The sequence below is a fragment of the Pandoraea horticolens genome, assembly GCF_902459555.1.
In the GTDB taxonomy this organism is placed as follows: Bacteria; Pseudomonadota; Gammaproteobacteria; order Burkholderiales; family Burkholderiaceae; genus Pandoraea; species Pandoraea horticolens.
Map to the genome: position 1 here is coordinate 176442 of NZ_CABPSM010000007.1, position 15224 is coordinate 191665.

General features: G+C 57.0%; 13 protein-coding genes. 7 read left to right on the plus strand and 6 right to left on the minus strand.

Annotated features, from left to right (window positions below; translation table 11 throughout):
- Positions 1 to 20 precede the first annotated feature (20 nt).
- On the plus strand, positions 21 to 431 hold the full coding sequence (locus PHO31112_RS28175) for a phage integrase central domain-containing protein (RefSeq protein ID WP_425495189.1): 411 nt from the start codon (positions 21 to 23) through the stop codon (positions 429 to 431).
- A complete protein-coding gene (locus PHO31112_RS27625; RefSeq protein WP_246178171.1) occupies positions 404 to 790 on the plus strand; it encodes a tyrosine-type recombinase/integrase in 387 nt (128 codons plus the stop codon). Before PHO31112_RS28175 ends, PHO31112_RS27625 begins: the two co-directional genes overlap by 28 nt.
- A 151-nt stretch (positions 791 to 941) precedes the next feature.
- On the opposite strand, the gene PHO31112_RS13710 is transcribed toward PHO31112_RS27625, so the two are convergent.
- Both PHO31112_RS13710 and PHO31112_RS13715 read right to left on the minus strand, forming a co-directional pair.
- Positions 942 to 2576 carry an ABC-F family ATP-binding cassette domain-containing protein gene (locus tag PHO31112_RS13710; RefSeq protein WP_150621005.1) on the minus strand — a complete coding sequence of 545 codons (1635 nt, stop codon included), beginning with the start codon at positions 2574 to 2576 and terminating at the stop codon, positions 942 to 944.
- 296 nt (positions 2577 to 2872) lie between these two features.
- A complete protein-coding gene (locus PHO31112_RS13715) occupies positions 2873 to 3466 on the minus strand; it encodes a TetR/AcrR family transcriptional regulator (protein WP_150621006.1) in 594 nt (197 codons plus the stop codon).
- 150 nt (positions 3467 to 3616) lie between these two features.
- Here PHO31112_RS13715 and PHO31112_RS13720 point away from each other — a divergent pair, with 150 nt between their 5' ends.
- Both PHO31112_RS13720 and PHO31112_RS13725 read left to right on the plus strand, forming a co-directional pair.
- Positions 3617 to 4603 (plus strand): alpha/beta hydrolase family protein, encoded by a 987-nt coding sequence (locus PHO31112_RS13720; RefSeq protein ID WP_150621007.1) that lies wholly within the window; start codon positions 3617 to 3619, stop codon positions 4601 to 4603.
- 54 nt (positions 4604 to 4657) lie between these two features.
- Positions 4658 to 6445, plus strand: a complete 1788-nt coding sequence (locus tag PHO31112_RS13725; RefSeq protein ID WP_150621008.1) for an ABC transporter ATP-binding protein — start codon at positions 4658 to 4660, stop codon at positions 6443 to 6445.
- Between the two features lie 155 nt (positions 6446 to 6600).
- Here PHO31112_RS13725 and PHO31112_RS13730 read toward each other — a convergent pair whose 3' ends face one another.
- Complete coding sequence (locus PHO31112_RS13730; protein WP_150621009.1) at positions 6601 to 7536, minus strand: LysR family transcriptional regulator; 936 nt, start codon at positions 7534 to 7536, stop codon at positions 6601 to 6603.
- A 94-nt stretch (positions 7537 to 7630) separates the two neighbouring features.
- Between PHO31112_RS13730 and PHO31112_RS13735 the strand changes: the two genes are divergently transcribed.
- Together PHO31112_RS13735 and PHO31112_RS13740 are read left to right on the plus strand one after the other, a co-directional pair.
- Entirely contained in the window at positions 7631 to 7924 is a 294-nt protein-coding gene (locus tag PHO31112_RS13735; RefSeq protein WP_150621010.1) for a DUF1330 domain-containing protein, read from the plus strand.
- Positions 7925 to 7961: 37 nt separating this feature from the next.
- The gene (locus PHO31112_RS13740) at positions 7962 to 8705 is read left to right on the plus strand and encodes an SDR family oxidoreductase (protein ID WP_150621011.1); all 744 of its coding nucleotides are present in this window, start codon (positions 7962 to 7964) and stop codon (positions 8703 to 8705) included.
- Here the strand turns inward: PHO31112_RS13740 and PHO31112_RS13745 are convergent.
- The 3 genes from PHO31112_RS13745 to PHO31112_RS13755 form a co-directional block, all read right to left on the minus strand.
- The gene (locus PHO31112_RS13745) at positions 8702 to 9367 is read right to left on the minus strand and encodes a helix-turn-helix domain-containing protein (RefSeq protein WP_150621012.1); all 666 of its coding nucleotides are present in this window, start codon (positions 9365 to 9367) and stop codon (positions 8702 to 8704) included. The two genes, PHO31112_RS13740 and PHO31112_RS13745, sit on opposite strands and share 4 nt — an antisense overlap.
- A 132-nt stretch (positions 9368 to 9499) precedes the next feature.
- Positions 9500 to 10969 carry a M81 family metallopeptidase gene (locus PHO31112_RS13750; RefSeq protein ID WP_150621013.1) on the minus strand — a complete coding sequence of 490 codons (1470 nt, stop codon included), beginning with the start codon at positions 10967 to 10969 and terminating at the stop codon, positions 9500 to 9502.
- Between the two features lie 13 nt (positions 10970 to 10982).
- Entirely contained in the window at positions 10983 to 13316 is a 2334-nt protein-coding gene (locus tag PHO31112_RS13755; RefSeq protein WP_246178174.1) for a TonB-dependent receptor, read from the minus strand.
- A gap of 844 nt (positions 13317 to 14160) precedes the next feature.
- Here PHO31112_RS13755 and PHO31112_RS28180 point away from each other — a divergent pair.
- On the plus strand, positions 14161 to 15183 hold the full coding sequence (locus PHO31112_RS28180; protein WP_150621014.1) for an NAD-dependent epimerase/dehydratase family protein: 1023 nt from the start codon (positions 14161 to 14163) through the stop codon (positions 15181 to 15183).
- Positions 15184 to 15224: the final 41 nt, after the last annotated feature.

Consider the following 15224-nt stretch of genomic DNA (forward strand, 5'->3'; position numbering starts at 1 on the left):
ATCGCGTACTTGCCGTTTTGATGCAGGAGGTTAAGGACGGAGATGGAGTGGCGCCCTTGTGGCACGCCAAAACCGAAACAGCCAGTCGAGTGCGTGGGCGAATCGAGTCCGTTCTAGATTGGGCATCGTTCAGGGGATATAGAGAGGGGGAGAACCCCGCGCGTTGGACAGGCCACCTCGAGCACGAACTTCCGGCCCGAAGCAAAATTCAAAAGGTGAAGCATCACGCGGCGTTGCCATATCGACAAGTGGCGTCGTTCATGAAAGAGCTACGCAGTCGGGACGGGGTATCGGCACGCGCGCTCGAATTCTCCATTTTCACGGCAGCGAGGTCCGGGGAGGTCCGGGGAGGTCCGCGGAGGTCCGCGGAGCGACGTGGGACGAGATCGACTTTTCGGCTCGCGTGTGGACAGTCCCAGCGCATCGGATGAAGGCACGACGAGAGCATCGCGTTCCGCTGTCCGACGAGGCAATTCATGTTCTCAAGCAAATGCCTCGGATCGCCGACTGCGACTACGTATTCTCAGCGCCGAAAGGTGGCATGTTTTCGGATATGGCGCTGACTTCAGTCTTGCGCCGTATGGGACACCCAGATTTGACTCAGCATGGTTTTCGTTCAACGTTCCGCGACTGTGCGAGAGAGACAACCTCATATCCCCGTGAAGTTTGTGAACACGCGTTGGCACATCAACTCGCCGACGGGGTCGAAGCCGCGTATCAACGAGGTGATTTGTTGGTGAAGCGGACACTATTGATGCAGGATTGGGGACGATTTTGTCTTACTACTTAGCCTAGGACCTGTCCGCGTCAGTTTGACACGAAGCCTTTGGCCAAGCGGCTCCAGGAGCAAACGCAGGGATCCGGAATGGCTTGCGACACGGGAGCCGTTCCGGACCTCCAACGTCGGTCGCTCGCTCGCAAAAGAGCGATGCCGGGCCCACTTAGGTGGATGGCTGACACGCATCCATCCCCCATCCGTTTTCAGTCGCTGCAAGATGATGCGTCAGGCCCAACGCCTCCAGAAATGCGTCGTCGTGTGACACGACGACGAGCGCACCCGAGTAACTGCGCAGCAACGTCTCCAGCGCCTGTCGCGACGGCAGGTCCAGATGATTGCTGGGTTCGTCGAGCAACAGAAGCTGCGCCGGTTGGTCGGCGTAAAATGCGCAGGCCAGCGCCGCTTTCAGGCGCTCTCCCCCGCTGAGCGTGCCGCTCGGTGCCATGATGGTCTGCGCGTCCAGTCCGAGTTGCGCGAGACGCGTGCGAAGTTCTCCCTGCGTTTGCGTCCGATTCACTTCCATCAGTTGGTCCAGCACGGGGCGCTCAGGCGACAGGTTCGCCAGCCCCTGATCCAGATACAGACACTGCACCGGGACATCGCAGACGCCGCCCTCGGGCGCGATCGTTCCTGCCAGCACCTTGAGCAGTGTGGACTTGCCGCAACCATTAGGACCGATAACACCGACGCGCTGCTGGCCGGTCAGCGTCAGGTCGATGTGGCGTGTGGCGGGCGGCACATGGGGCAGCGATACCGCATCCAGTTGCGCGACACGTCGCCGCGCCGCCGTCGACGTCCCCGCAAGCGCAGAGGCACGCATCACGATGCTTGCCTCGTCCTCGACTTGCTGCGCGGCTTCGTGCACTCGTGCATTGAGCGCCTCGCGCGTCTGCGCATGCTGCGCGCGGAGCTTTCCTGCACTCCCCTCACTGCGCTCTTTCTGACGTCCCAGCAGGATCTTTGCCTGATTGGCCTCATGCCCATGACGGTTACCGCGCGCCTGTCGCCGTGCCAGCCGTTCCTGCTGCTCGCGCAGTGACCGGGCCTCGCGATCGCGTTCCAACTTTCGCTGCTCCAGCGTTTGCAACGCATTCGCCCGTTCTTCCGCCTTGCATTGTGCATAGAAACGATAGCCGCCGCCGTAGCTTTGCAAGCCCAGCGGTGAGAGTTCCACGATGCGCGTCATGTGTTCCAGCAGCCGGCGGTCGTGACTCACGATCAGCAGGCCACGCGGCCATTGGCGGAGTTGCTCGATGAGCGCGCTGCGCGCGTCACGGTCAAGATGATTGGTCGGCTCGTCGAGGATGAGAAAGTCGGCTGCGGACAACAGTGCCCCGATCAGGCTCACACGCATGACCTCTCCGCCGCTCAACTCGCTAGCGGGTGTTGCGGCGTCGAGATGGGCAAGGCCGTGGCGTGTCAGTTCGCTGTCGAGCTGCCGGCGTACGTCCCAGCGTTCGCCCACGGCGTCGAAATCTTCAGGCGCTGTGCTACCGGCTTCAACGCGTGCGAGGGCATCGAGCGTGTCTCGGACGTTGGCCAGATCGGCCACGGTCGCGCCTGCGCGAGGGGCAATCTGCTGCGCGAGGTAGTAGACAGTGCCCAAGCGGGCACAACGTCCGGTTGTCGGAGAAACCTGTCCGGAAAGCACGCGAGCGAGCACGGACTTGCCGGCGCCGTTGCGGCCGACGAGGCCAGTAGGTCGCGCGTCGAACTGCTCGTTCAGGTCGGAGAAAAGGGTTCGGCCGTCAGGCAGAACATAAGACACGCCTTCCAGCGTGAGATAGGAATTCGTCATACGTTGTTCCGAAGATGCCAAGAACTCCCCCTGCTCGCGGGGGTAGGTGGAGACTGGCCGTCATGAAGACGGCGGCATCAATGGCGCATGGCAAAGCCCTCAGTATTCAGTAACTATTGCCGAATAGTACGCACTTTTTTTCACACACGGGCAAAACGACTTGTCCGAAATTGCATGCCTCAAATCGCCACTGCGGCCTTGCATTTTCGGCCCCGAGACGCAAGCGCATATGGATACAGCGTCCACGCCCACGTTTCCGCTCCGGCGGGCAGTCCGGTCTCCATGTCTCGCGCCCACTACTTTTGCAATGTGCGTCGAACAATGCGTCGAAACACGGGTTCATGGGCGCTCAAGTCAAATTTTGATTCGAAGACGACGCGTCCAACGGCGCCTTCAGCGAGAGCAATCAACCACGAAGCGAGCAGATCCGGGGCTAGCGCCGCATCGATTGCACCCTGACGAATTCCTCTCTCAATCAGCGTGATCATCCGCCCCTTCACCCGTTGGTCGTTGACCAAAAACAACGCTTTGATGTCAGGGTTACGTGAAGCCTCTGCTCCTACCTCGATACTGATTCGTGCATACGTTGGTTCACTGGCAAGTCGCATCCATTCAACAACTATCTCTTCAATTGCCGTCAGTGCGTCTTCGGCCCCCGACCATTTTTCAAATATTTCGGCGGTCGCCAACTGCTCATCCTGAGCGATTGCTTCAATGATCGACGCCTTGGTCGGGAAATAATGAAAGAGATTCCCCGGGCTCATACCAGCAGCGGCACAAATCGACGCCGTCGAAGTACCGTGAAAGCCCTGTCGAGCAAAGCAGTCGATAGCAGCGTCCAGTATCTGCCGCCGCTTGGCTTCTACCTTTTCCGGATCAACCTTTCTCACGCATTCCCCCTAGACGTACGCAAAATTATTTAATAGACTGACTACTCGATCTATTATTAAACACACAGCCTCGCGTGTCAAGGCGCGCCTCGTCCAGAGAGAAGACCATTGAAGAAGCGAATCAGCCCCCTAGTAGCTACCGGCGCCGTCATGCTCGCGCTGCTTTGTGCATTGGGCGCCTTTGCCCTTGCCAACCTGTCGGATTTCGAACTTGAAAACGGGAACAGTTCGACGTTGACTTTTCATGCCGGTGGCGCGGACCTTTCAGGCACCCTCGTAATGCCTAAGAACGCGCCTGACGCGCCGATCGCTCTGCTCATCCATGGGGACGGCCCGCGTGATCGATTTTCCGACAGTGGCTATCTGCCGCTCATCAACGCACTTCTGAACGCAGGCATCGGCGTGTTCACCTGGGACAAGGCCGGCGTCGGTGAAAGTCGCGGCGACTGGTTGGCACAGTCGATGGAGGATCGAGCAGACGAAGCCGTTGCGGCTATTTCTCGCGTGCGTCAAACCGTAGGCCCCGGCAACAAGATCGGCTTGCTCGGGTTCTCCCAAGGCGGATGGGTCATCCCGCGTGTCGCCAACGAGGTTCGCCCCGCCTTTTCGGTTATCGTCGGTGGCGCTGTCAATTGGCGCAGGCAGGGCGTCTATCTGACGCGCCAACGAATGCAAGCCCAAGGAGTTTTGCCTGCCAGCATCGATACCGCGATCTCCGAGGAGTTGAAGTCCAACGACGCCGTCTTTGCACGCCCAGGGCAGCCCGCGATCCCCGCGACTCGCCCCGATATCGAACCTCGTCGCTTCAACTTCATTGCTCGCAACTATTCGGAGGACTCCGCGGAAGCGCTCAAAACGATGCGTGGGCCTGTACTCGCCATTTGGGGATCGCTGGATAGGAACGTCGACCCTATCGAGGACGCCAACGATTATAAGCGCGCCTTTGCCGGACACACCGGTCGAAGGGTTGTTCAGATTCCAGACGCAACTCACGCGTTGCTGCGAGGCCGTTGGTTTGACTACCAACTCGAATCGGAATGGCCCAAATGGAAAATCGCGCTGTTCATGTGCCTCGGGCGACACGCCTATGAGCCCGGAGCATTGAAGCTGATCGCCACTTGGATCAAGGCGCAATGAGGCAATTGAGTGTTACGAAATTGGCGAATTCAAGGCCTCCAAAGTCAATGAATCATGAGTGAATCGGAAACCACAAAGATAGACGCATATCGCGAATTGGCAGATAAACATGTGTCTGCCAATCGGATCATCGCACTGTTCAAGCCGTACTCAGCCCAGATCGCATGGGTAGTATGCCTGCTGGTGATCAGTTCGGCCGTTGGTATGGCTTCACCGTTCATGCTGCGCGCGATCATCGATGATGCCCTTCCCAATAGGGACGTTACCCTTTTGATGTATCTCGCAGGTGGCCTCGTCGGCATTGCTGCACTTTCCGCCGCGCTAAACACGGTGCAAGTCGTCATGTCGTCGAAGATCGGTCAGTCGATCATGCACGACCTTCGCGTTCGCCTGTACTCCCATTTGCAGTCGTTACCCCTCTCGTTCTTTGCCGCCACGCGCTCTGGCGAAATCCAGTCGCGAATTGCGAGCGATATCGGAGGTCTGCAAGCACTGGTGACCAACACTGCGAACGAGCTCGCGAGAAATACCAGCATTGTCATCATGACGGCTATTGCGATGTTCGCTCTCGATTGGCGCCTCGCGTTGTTCTCAATGATCGTGGTGCCATGCTCAATTTTCCTCAGTGATCGCGTAGGAAAGTTGCGAGAGACCATCACCCACGAACAACAAGTTCGCTTGGGGGATATGTCGGCCGCCGTCCAGGAATCGCTTTCCATCTCGGGCATTATTCTTTCGCGCACGATGGGACGCGCAGAGCACCTCATCAGGCGCTTCGCAAGAACATCCCACGACGTCGCGAAGTTGGAAATTCGATCGCACACCACGGGTGAGTGGCAGTGGCAGATGATCTATTTGCTGCTTGCCACGCTTCCTGCATTGACGTTGTTGCTAGGCGGACTGCTCCTGAACTCCAGCGCCCCAGCAACGATTGGCACGCTGGTCGCGATGATCGCGCTGCAGGAGCAGTTGTTGTGGCCCTTGGAAGATCTACTTGTCATTGGCCGGGAAATGCGCACCACGCGAGCACTATTTGCTCGAGTTTTTGAATATCTCGACAAGCCTGTCGAGATTTCCGAGGCAACGAACCCAGTGCACTTGTCACGGTCCGAAATGCAGGGAGAAATTCGACTTGAGAATGTCCAGTTTACGTATCCAGGCACATCCCGGCCCACGCTTTCCGATATTTCCGTCAACGTTCGAGCGGGCACCAGTGTCGCCATCGTCGGTAGCACAGGCTCGGGAAAGACTACGCTCGGCTATCTTCTGGCGCGTCTGTACGACGTCGACGACGGAGCGATTCGTTATGACGGAATCGACGTTCGCAACCTAAGCTTTGAGACGCTCACGGATATGCTCGGTGTTGTCACCCAGGAGCCCTACCTGCTCTATGCTTCCGTTGCGGAGAATCTTCGATTCGCGAAGCCGGACGCAACAGATGAAGAACTTGTCGAGGCCGCCAAGATTGCGCAGATTCATGAGAGCCTTGCAGCATTACCTGACGGGTATAACACGCTAGTTGGTGACCGTGGCTATCGCTTTTCAGGCGGTGAAAAGCAGCGCCTCGCGCTTGCCCGCACGATATTGCGAAATCCGCCGGTGCTACTTCTGGACGAAGCAACAAGTGCGCTCGATACAAAAACCGAACGCGCAATGGAAGCGGCACTTGCCAATCTGTCGCGAGGACGAACGACCATCACCATCGCCCACCGCCTGTCCACGATTCGACGAGCCGATCAGATCGTCGTTCTCCAACGAGGACGCATCGTCGAAGTTGGAACACACGACACACTGATCAACGCAAAAGGTGTTTATGCAGAGCTCGCAAAGTCGGCGGCTTGATGCGGCAAAAAGCGACATGGTTGCGGAGGCTATATCCGGTCTCCGCAACCATACCAAACGTATTCTATTTGCACCTACGGTGAAATATCGGCCATCTGACCTGTCCGTGAAAGTGCAGCAATTCCGTCGCGAACGGCGTGTCGTCATCCCCAGCGCTAAACGTCATCGGCGTCAGACTTTCCAAGCAAGTCCGCAATCGACGCCCTGAGCCAGCGCCCCCCTTCGTCTTCACGACTTCTTTCATGCCAGTGGAGCCGAATGTCAAACGTAGGGAGATGAACTGGGGTCGGCAAGAGTTGAAACGCCGAGGCATCTCGAAACGACATCACCGCCACCTCGGGAACCGTCAGCAAGTAGTCGCTGTTAAGCAAAATTCGTTCGGCGGCCAGAAAGTGAGGGATCGACAGCCCGATTCTCCGACGAATACCCTTTGAATGCAGCGCACTCTCAACGAGGGCATGTCCACTACTAGTCGCATCGACAACCAAATGCGCTGCAGCGGAATAGGTTTCCAGGTCAAGATTGGCCCGAGTGAGCGGATGGCCTCGGCGCATTGTTGTGACGTAGGGCTCGCGCCGAAGCACGCGGGAATGCACTCTTCCTCGAATCATGGGTAGCGAGCCAATTGCGATATCCACTTCGCCGGTACCGAGTCCAGCCTCAAGTGCCTCCCATGCGAGATTGCGCACCTCCAGCCGAACTCCCGGTGCATGGCCTGTCAGAAAGCCATTCAGCGTGGGCAGGAAAACCATTTGACCGATGTCGGTCATATGCACCCGGAACGTGCGCTTCGACGTCCGAGGATCGAAACCTTGCACATTCGCGAGTGCGAGGGAAATTCCCTCCAGCAACGGCTCGAGTTTCGCGCGAAGCACAATCGCAGCGTCCGTCGGGACCACGCCGTAACGTGCGCGAACGAAAAGCGGTTGACCTACTGCCTCACGCCATCGCTGAACCATGAGTGAGACGGCCGATTGACTCATGTCCAGCCGAAGCGCCACTTGGCTCAGGTTTCGACAGTCACATATGAGGCAAAACGCGCGAAGTTCGCCAAGAGACCAGTTATAAGAAATTCCAATATCAGATACCACTTTGACTCACCATCTGGTAGTCGGTTTGGCATTTATTATAGATACAACTCATAACTGAAGGCATTCGCCGAATGGATGCCAACGAACAACGTCAATGCCAGCCTATCTGATTGCACGCGTAATGGTCGCCAATCCTGACGTATACGCCGATTACACCGCGCTGACTCCCTCTATCGTGAAAGCGTATGGCGGCCAGTTTCTGTCGCGAGGAGCGCCGCCGATTACGCTTGAAGGCCCTGAAGAGGATCGTCGAGTGGTGGTCGTGGAGTTCCCGGATATGGCCAGCGCGAGAGCGTTCTATGATTCGGAAGCGTACCAGTCTGCCAAGGCGATTCGGGCCACCGCGTCTGAAGCAGAGTTTGTGATTGTTGCCGGGGCGTCCGCGTAGAGCGGTTAAGCGGTTAAGCGGTTAAGCGGAGCTATAGATGGATCTGGAAATTGCTGGACGTCGTGCATTGGTCTGCGGAGCATCGACGGGGCTCGGTTTCGCGTGTGCGAGAGCTCTATGTGCTGAAGGTGCTCATGTGACGCTAGTATCTCGTGACGAAAATAAGCTGCGCCTGGCGGCGGAAATACTTTCGGCAAGTCCCAATCAAGGAGTGGAATGGTTGGCTGCCGATCTTTCCCGCCCCGACGAGCGCTCCGCAGTACTGGAATCGAGTCCGATCGTTGATATTTTGGTGACCAATGCCGGCGGTCCACCGGCAATTCCGTATCCGGATATCAATATCGCTCTTTGGCATCGAGCCTTGGAACTGAATTTCCTGTCCGCCGTTGACCTTATCCAGGGGGTATTACCGGGCATGATCGAGCGCCGGTTTGGACGGATTGTCAATGTCACGTCTGTGGCAGTAAAGAAACCTGTCGAGCACCTTGAATTGTCCACCGCATCACGCATGGCACTCACCGGTTACGTGGCATCTGTCTCCAGGCAGGTGGCAAAATTCAACGTCACAATAAACAACCTGCTACCCGGTACCATTTTTACGAACCGGCTCAGAGAACTCGGGCCCGTGGCCGAAAAGATGATTGAGGAAGTTCCTGCTGGCCGAGCGGGCACGCCTGAGGAGTTTGGCGCAGCATGCGCGTTCCTGTGCGGCTCAAGTGTGAGCTTCCTCGTCGGCCAGAATCTCGTGATCGACGGAGGGCTGAATAGAAGCACTCTCTAAATTGACGAACGCTCTTTCCTCTTGAGGTGCCCTGGGGACGCCTCACGATCTCCAGCGTTTGTACAGACGCAAAGCACCCGACAGGGCGCATCAGACGCCTTGAGATAGGCGTGCCCCATGCTGCTGTCGAAATAGATCGATTCCCCCTTCTTCAGCCGTACCGGAGCGTAGAGTTCCGAATGGAACTCTACCTCTCCATCCAGAACATAGGCGAACTCCTCGCCGGCATGTCGCGTGAGGTCGCCAAACGCCGCCACGAACTCTTCGATTGTCGTGGCATAGACGTCGGCGACGATAGGAATCAATTGCTTGTGCAGGCGCTCGACCGCCGGGTACAACTGTCCGTAGGGAACCGTCTTCAATGGCAATCCATCCCCGGCTCGTTGAATGACACGCCGACCAATCGGCGCCGGGGATGCGGCACCTTTCGAAGTACTTGCCAAAGCCCCCAGCAGTTCCGACATTTCGACACCAAGTCCTTCGCTCATCGCAAAGAGCTTCTCAAACGATAGTGACGCCCTGCCCATTTCAAGCTTTGAAACAGTCGACACGGAAAGCCCGGTTCGCTCGCTGACCTCATGCAACGTCATTCCCAGCTTGGTACGCAAGGCCCGCAACGCCTTGCCGGGCTGCATCGAAACAGAAGTGGATTGTTCTTTCATGTGAGTAGCCTTTTACCTCAAAGAAGTAGACGCGCCGCACCGCAAGCAATTCATGCCGCTTCAGGCAATAGCGCAGCCCGGTCAGGCTGGACCACATTCGATGACGAGACTGGGCGCCCATGCATTGCACCGCTACAGTCGTCCACCGAAAGGATCGGCGACTCGTGGCCAATAGTTGAGATCGCGGGCACGATAAGGAATGTTGATGAAATCCGGGGTCAGAGCACCAGGCGTAGAAACATAGATCACCTCGCTCGCAATCGGCGCGAATTCCGCGTGAAAATGCTGAGTCGACTTCACAACAACGATGTGCTTCGAGAGCAAATCAACACCTATTCCGGTGAAGGCCGAAAGCGAGAATGTCTGCTCCCTGACACTCACCAACACAATGTCGATATTGTCGTTTGTTGACACCCAGGCGGATGAACCGAACTTGCATGTCATGCCGGCAAGACTTTGGCTATGCTCATCCAACAGACCACGAACCGTGACGGCCAAGTCCACCGGCACACCGGAAGACGGCCCAGACTTGCCGCCAATCCGAAGCGTGAGCCGCGCGCCAACACCGGCCTCTCGACACATCTGAACAGCCCCTACGTCGTAGAGACAGCCGAGAGCAACGTTGCCAACTCTGCGCTCGGTCAGACGCTGTAGGATGAAGGTACTGTCGCCCGGGGCCCCGCCCCCCGGGTTGTCGGCGATGTCTGCCAGGACAATCGGCGCACCGCTTTTCGGCTCTGCTTTGTGGAGTGCGTCATCTATCGACGTCACCGTTGGGCGTGCAGCTTCGCGCATTTCCCAAAGCGCCTTCCCCAACTGATCTGCGGCACTCTGCGCGAGCGCCTTATCCTCATCGCCGACCACCCAAACCTTAGCCCCCGACTCCGGAACGTCACCCCATGGAAACCCATGTCCGAATGACACGGACAAGATGCCGTTCTTTCCCTCCAATGACTGCATGTGTTTGACAAACCCAGCCATCGGCTCTTTCGTGGTATGCCAGATTCCTACCATGCGGCAGTCATGTACGGCTATCACTGGCCGAATTCGACCTTGTGCGGTCGCCATTGTCAGCGCGTACACTTCACGTAGACGATCAATCCCGTCCGTATGCGGATACTCCTTGTAGCTGATGATGATTTCCGCATTCCTGCGCATCTTCTCGGTGAAGTGACAGTGCAAGTCGAGTTCGACACCGATCGGCACTGACGTCCCGACCACTTCGCGAACAGCTTCGATCAGATCGCCTTCGCAATCATCGTAGCCTTCGGCCACCATCGCACCATGCAGGAGGAGAACAACTGCGTCGACCGGCACAGCCCGCTTCAGATCGGCGAGAATCTCGTCGCGAAAGCGCTCATACACGTGTCTGACGGTGCGTCCAGCCGGCTGCGCCATAGTTGACAGACTTTCGACGACCTCATGTCCGCCCATTTCGGCGAGCCTTCGCAGCTCCACCATACCGACACCGAGCATCCCATTGGGCGCAACCTGACTAGCGTCCCCATGGTAAATGCCGTACGAGGCATAGTTGCCGAGGCCTGTCGGCCCCGGCGAAAAAGTGTTTGTCTCTGTAATGAGAGTAGCGGCGAATATTTTCAAGGCTGCCCCCTACTTAGAACGGCGCGTCAAGCTGCACACCGACAGTGCGCGGTTGGATGAATGCAACTTGCGCTGCCCCGCCAAGCGGGACATAGTCTGTCGCTGCCGATTGCATTCCTCTCCTGTCAAATAGGTTGTGCACGAACATCGCTACACGAGCTTTGCGCAGGTCGATCCCTGCCCGCAAATCCGTCCGTACATAGGAGGGCAAGTTGAAGTTCGGTGTCACCTTGGTGTTGGGGAAGCTGGAGTTGCGCTGGCCGACGTAGGAAACCGTTGCACCAACGTATGCTCGATACGACGCGACATCGAAAAAATAATCGGCATTGGCGGAGCCCGCGAACGTCGGGGTGTTAGGCATGCGATCGCCGGACCTTGCCTGGATCCCGGGGACGTCCTGGGTGAGGCGTCCATCCGAGTACGTCATACCCATACTGAAACGCCACTGCGGTGTTGGCGTCAGCGAACCGAAGAGTTCCATCCCTCTTGACCGAGCCTTCCCACCATTGGTAATCACACCAAGGCCATTTACCGCGTCATGAAGTTGAATGTCCTTCCACTCGATGTCAAAGAGCGAGACGGACAGCGATGCGCGCTTGTCCAGGAAATCCGCTTTGTAGCCAAGCTCGTAGCTCGTCAGGGTGTCGGGCTTGAACGTGGACGGTGTCATCGTGCCGGTCGTCAAATCTAGCAGACTCGGCTGAGGCCCGCCAGGCCGATATCCGCTGGCAATACGCCCGTACACACTGCTATTCGGAGTCAGCAGATAGTTGAGCGTAAAGAGAAACGTCTTGCTTGTATCAGACGACTGTGCGGAAAGACTCTTCGACCCCGCCAGCAACCCTGATGTTGTTTGATTGAATTCCTGCCGATTGTGGGCAACGCGTAGCCCTACAGTTGCAGCCAATCGGGAGGACAAGTGATAGGTCAAATCCCCGTATGCCGCATATTCCTTGTATGTCGAAGGCAGGGTCGCCGAGAGCAAGCTGGTCGACACGCCTGGACCGGACAACGTGACGTTCTGGTTGTTGGTGCTACGCTCGTTTGTGTAAAACAAACCTGCGACCCACTCAAGCGTTTGCTTTCCTGGGGAAGTTAGTCGGAATTCCTGTGTGAACTTCTTTGTCGCGATATGTTGCTGACTGTAGCCCGTCGAGTAAACGGGGGCACCAAACATCCCGTTTAGAAGCGGGACATAGGAAGTGGATTGGTCAAGAGTCGCTGTTGTGCGTAGCGACTGATAGGCGGAAACCGCGTTGAGTCTGCCCCAGCCGAAGTCGTATTCAATGTTCGCCGAATACAGTTGAATTGACTGATCGAACGGCTCGTTCACCTTCCTGTTCTGCTCAAGGTCACCATACAGAGGCTGCCTGGTGGCAAAATTGTAGTCGACGTATGCAGTGCCGTCGCGTTTGATCTTCTGGGTCGTCGCAGTCAGGCGAATGGTCAAATCCCGACCCGGCGTGAGCAGCAGGGAAGCACGACCACCTCGCGTAGTGGCCCCATTGACTCCCCTCTGTGGATCACCGCCAATTCGGTTAATGAAGCCACCGTCATTTTGATTGAAGGCACTCACACGAAGCGCGGCAACGCCCTCCTTAATGGGGACGTTGACGACGGCGTTTTCCGTATGGTTCAAGCCACCATACCGAGTGCCTGAGAACATCACTCCCGCACGCCCGCTCAGCCCTCCTTCGGTATCGGGTTCGTTGGTCACGTACTTGAGAAGGCCGCCCATCGCCCCGGCCCCGTATAGCGTCCCCTGCGGCCCACGCAGCAACTCGATGTGGTTTAGGTCGAGCAGCCCCATATCAAGCGCCAATGCGGCGCCACCGCCATACACAGTGCTCGAGCCAAACGGAACCTCGTCAACATAGACACCAACCGTAGGTGAAATGTCCGTGCCGGTGGTGATCCCTCGCATACTGATTTGGGACTGGCCTGCCCCTTGCGTACTCATGGACACGCCTGGCTCGGTCGTCAGGTAGTCCCGCATCGATTGGTTGCCCTTACGCTCCAAATCCTGTGCACTTAGCGCATTCACTTGCATAGGAACCTCACGCGCAGGTTCGCGGCGCCGATTCGCGGTGATCTCAATAGTGTTCAGCGTTGTTGTATCCGTTGGAGACGCATTCTTCTGCCCACCTTTCATATCCTTTGCTGCCAACGGCGCACTTGCTCCGACCTGCGCGTCCCCAAGCGACTGCGCGTGCGAACATAAAGCGGTGAGGCCAATCGCCGGTCCAACAATCAGCGACACGTATCGCCCACGGAGCAAGTCCGAAGGTCCGGTGGTACGCCTCTGCCGACACTCCCTGCCCAGATCGAGTTTGGTGCGCACTTCCATGTCTCCTTAGTGTTTTTCTTCGCTCTCTGGGGCTCAGGCCGCGAGCTTGCCTCCCCCTTTTTGCAGCACTACTGGATCGAAAGATAGCAAAAATACAACCCAAAAAGAAAATATTTTCTCTAATTTGAAAATTTTATCCAAAATGAATTATTTTTCATTTGACCACAAAAAGTGCAGCCGGTAGCGACGGAGGTGTCGGGAACGGCACAAACGGAAAGGCGCTATGCCAATGCGCCTATGGTGAAATGCGAAGGATGAGGCTGGTGCGTACGTTCAGACGCGGCGAAAACAGCAATACCGAAAAGGCAACAATTGGCGCAAGGCATCACTACTTAGCGCCACCGGCCACCGACCAGTGAAGGCACGTTTCGTAGCGAATACTGTCTGCCACATCGGCAGTCTCGCAGCGCAGCCAACTATGCGCGGAAGCGGTTTTCCGCAGCTTGTGCTACACCAGCCATAGAGCGAATTCCGGGACTTCGACAGGAGGTTTGAGAAGCGGCGGCCGAACGTCGATGTTTAGATGTAAGGTGATGGGACCGTCACGTGACGCTTCGGTAGACGTCAGTTGCCTCTCGCGATTTGCTGGCAATTGCTGCGCGGCGAAAGGGACTTCCTATCAGACTGGTCCAGACATGCGCCTCCCGTGCCCTGTCTGAAGGTTTTGCGCTTTGGTATCACACTGCCAGTTCGGCAACATTGAATCGACCGCGCCGGCGAACTCTTTGTGCTTTTCCGAATTCGGAGCCAGGATCGCCGAGACACTGCGAGCGCCAAGAACTCGCTGAGGTCATTGGGACCTCGTTACCGCTCGCAATCGGATTTAGCAGGGGGAATTTTGGCGATGCCGAAGGCAGTTATTCTCGGAGGAACTGGACAGATTGGCCTTGCTGCGGCTAGTCACCTGGTCCAGGCGGGCTGGAACATAACAGTCGTAAGCCGGAATCCCAAGCCGTTGCCCTCAGGCTATTGCTCCATTGCAGCCGATGCACGCGATGTTGAAGCATTGTTGGCCACAATTGACTGCGATACCGACCTTCTTTTGTCGTGTGTGGCCTTTGAACCAACCGATGCACAGTGTCTTGCTCAGGCAGGACGCGGAGTTGGTCGTATCGTGGCGATCTCAAGCGCGAGCGTCTACTGTGATGCTGAAGGCCGTACGCTTGATGAGGCTCCCGCGTGCGGGTTCCCCCATTTTTCGCTACCGTTGAGCGAGCGTAGTCCGACGGTTGCTCCTGGGCCAGCGACCTACTCAACGAGAAAAGTCGCGATGGAGGACACGCTGTTGAGTCAGGCAACGTGTCCCGTGACGATCCTAAGACCCTGCGCCATTCATGGCCCCGAGAGCAAACATGCTCGCGAATGGTGGTTTGTGAAAAGGTTGCTGGACGGCCGATCAAAGATACCCTTGGCTTTCGGCGGCCTTAGCCGTTTTCAGACAACATCCGTGGCGGCAATTGTCGATGCAGTCGTCCGTGCTATGGCAGGAGATTTACCCGCAATCGTCAACGTTTCCGACGCTGACTGTCCCACCGTTGCCCAGATCGGACAAGCGATCATGGAAGTTATCGGCGTTCATGCCGAACTGATCGGCTTGCCTAGCACACCATGTTACCCACCAACGTTGGGAGCTTCACCGTGGTCTATTCCGCGCCCCTTGATACTCTCGAGTGCCGGAGGCATGCGAACAACCTACGCGCAATCTGTCGGCCCAGCGGTCAAATGGCTCGTAGAACATGTTCGCAACGACAATTGGCATGTGCGCTTACCGCAACTTTCGGCATACCCCACGCCTCAGTTTGACTATGAAGCCGATGAACGTGCCTGTCGACTATCTGGAGCAGTGCCACTGGCAATCTATAAGTAGTGCCAGACTGGCGCGGCATCTATTTCGGCTAGGTGATACTT

What these genes read in the sequence shown, in the direction of transcription:
- PHO31112_RS28175 (WP_425495189.1), top strand. Translation starts at nt 21, where the DNA reads ATGCAGGAGGTTAAGGACGGAGATGGAGTGGCGCCCTTGTGGCACGCC.
- PHO31112_RS13710 (WP_150621005.1), bottom strand. Translation starts at nt 2,576, where the DNA reads ATGACGAATTCCTATCTCACGCTGGAAGGCGTGTCTTATGTTCTGCCT.
- PHO31112_RS13720 (WP_150621007.1), top strand. Translation starts at nt 3,617, where the DNA reads ATGCTCGCGCTGCTTTGTGCATTGGGCGCCTTTGCCCTTGCCAACCTG.
- PHO31112_RS13725 (WP_150621008.1), top strand. Translation starts at nt 4,658, where the DNA reads ATGAGTGAATCGGAAACCACAAAGATAGACGCATATCGCGAATTGGCA.
- PHO31112_RS13735 (WP_150621010.1), top strand. Translation starts at nt 7,631, where the DNA reads ATGCCAGCCTATCTGATTGCACGCGTAATGGTCGCCAATCCTGACGTA.
- PHO31112_RS13740 (WP_150621011.1), top strand. Translation starts at nt 7,962, where the DNA reads ATGGATCTGGAAATTGCTGGACGTCGTGCATTGGTCTGCGGAGCATCG.
- PHO31112_RS13745 (WP_150621012.1), bottom strand. Translation starts at nt 9,367, where the DNA reads ATGAAAGAACAATCCACTTCTGTTTCGATGCAGCCCGGCAAGGCGTTG.
- PHO31112_RS13755 (WP_246178174.1), bottom strand. Translation starts at nt 13,316, where the DNA reads ATGGAAGTGCGCACCAAACTCGATCTGGGCAGGGAGTGTCGGCAGAGG.
- PHO31112_RS28180 (WP_150621014.1), top strand. Translation starts at nt 14,161, where the DNA reads ATGCCGAAGGCAGTTATTCTCGGAGGAACTGGACAGATTGGCCTTGCT.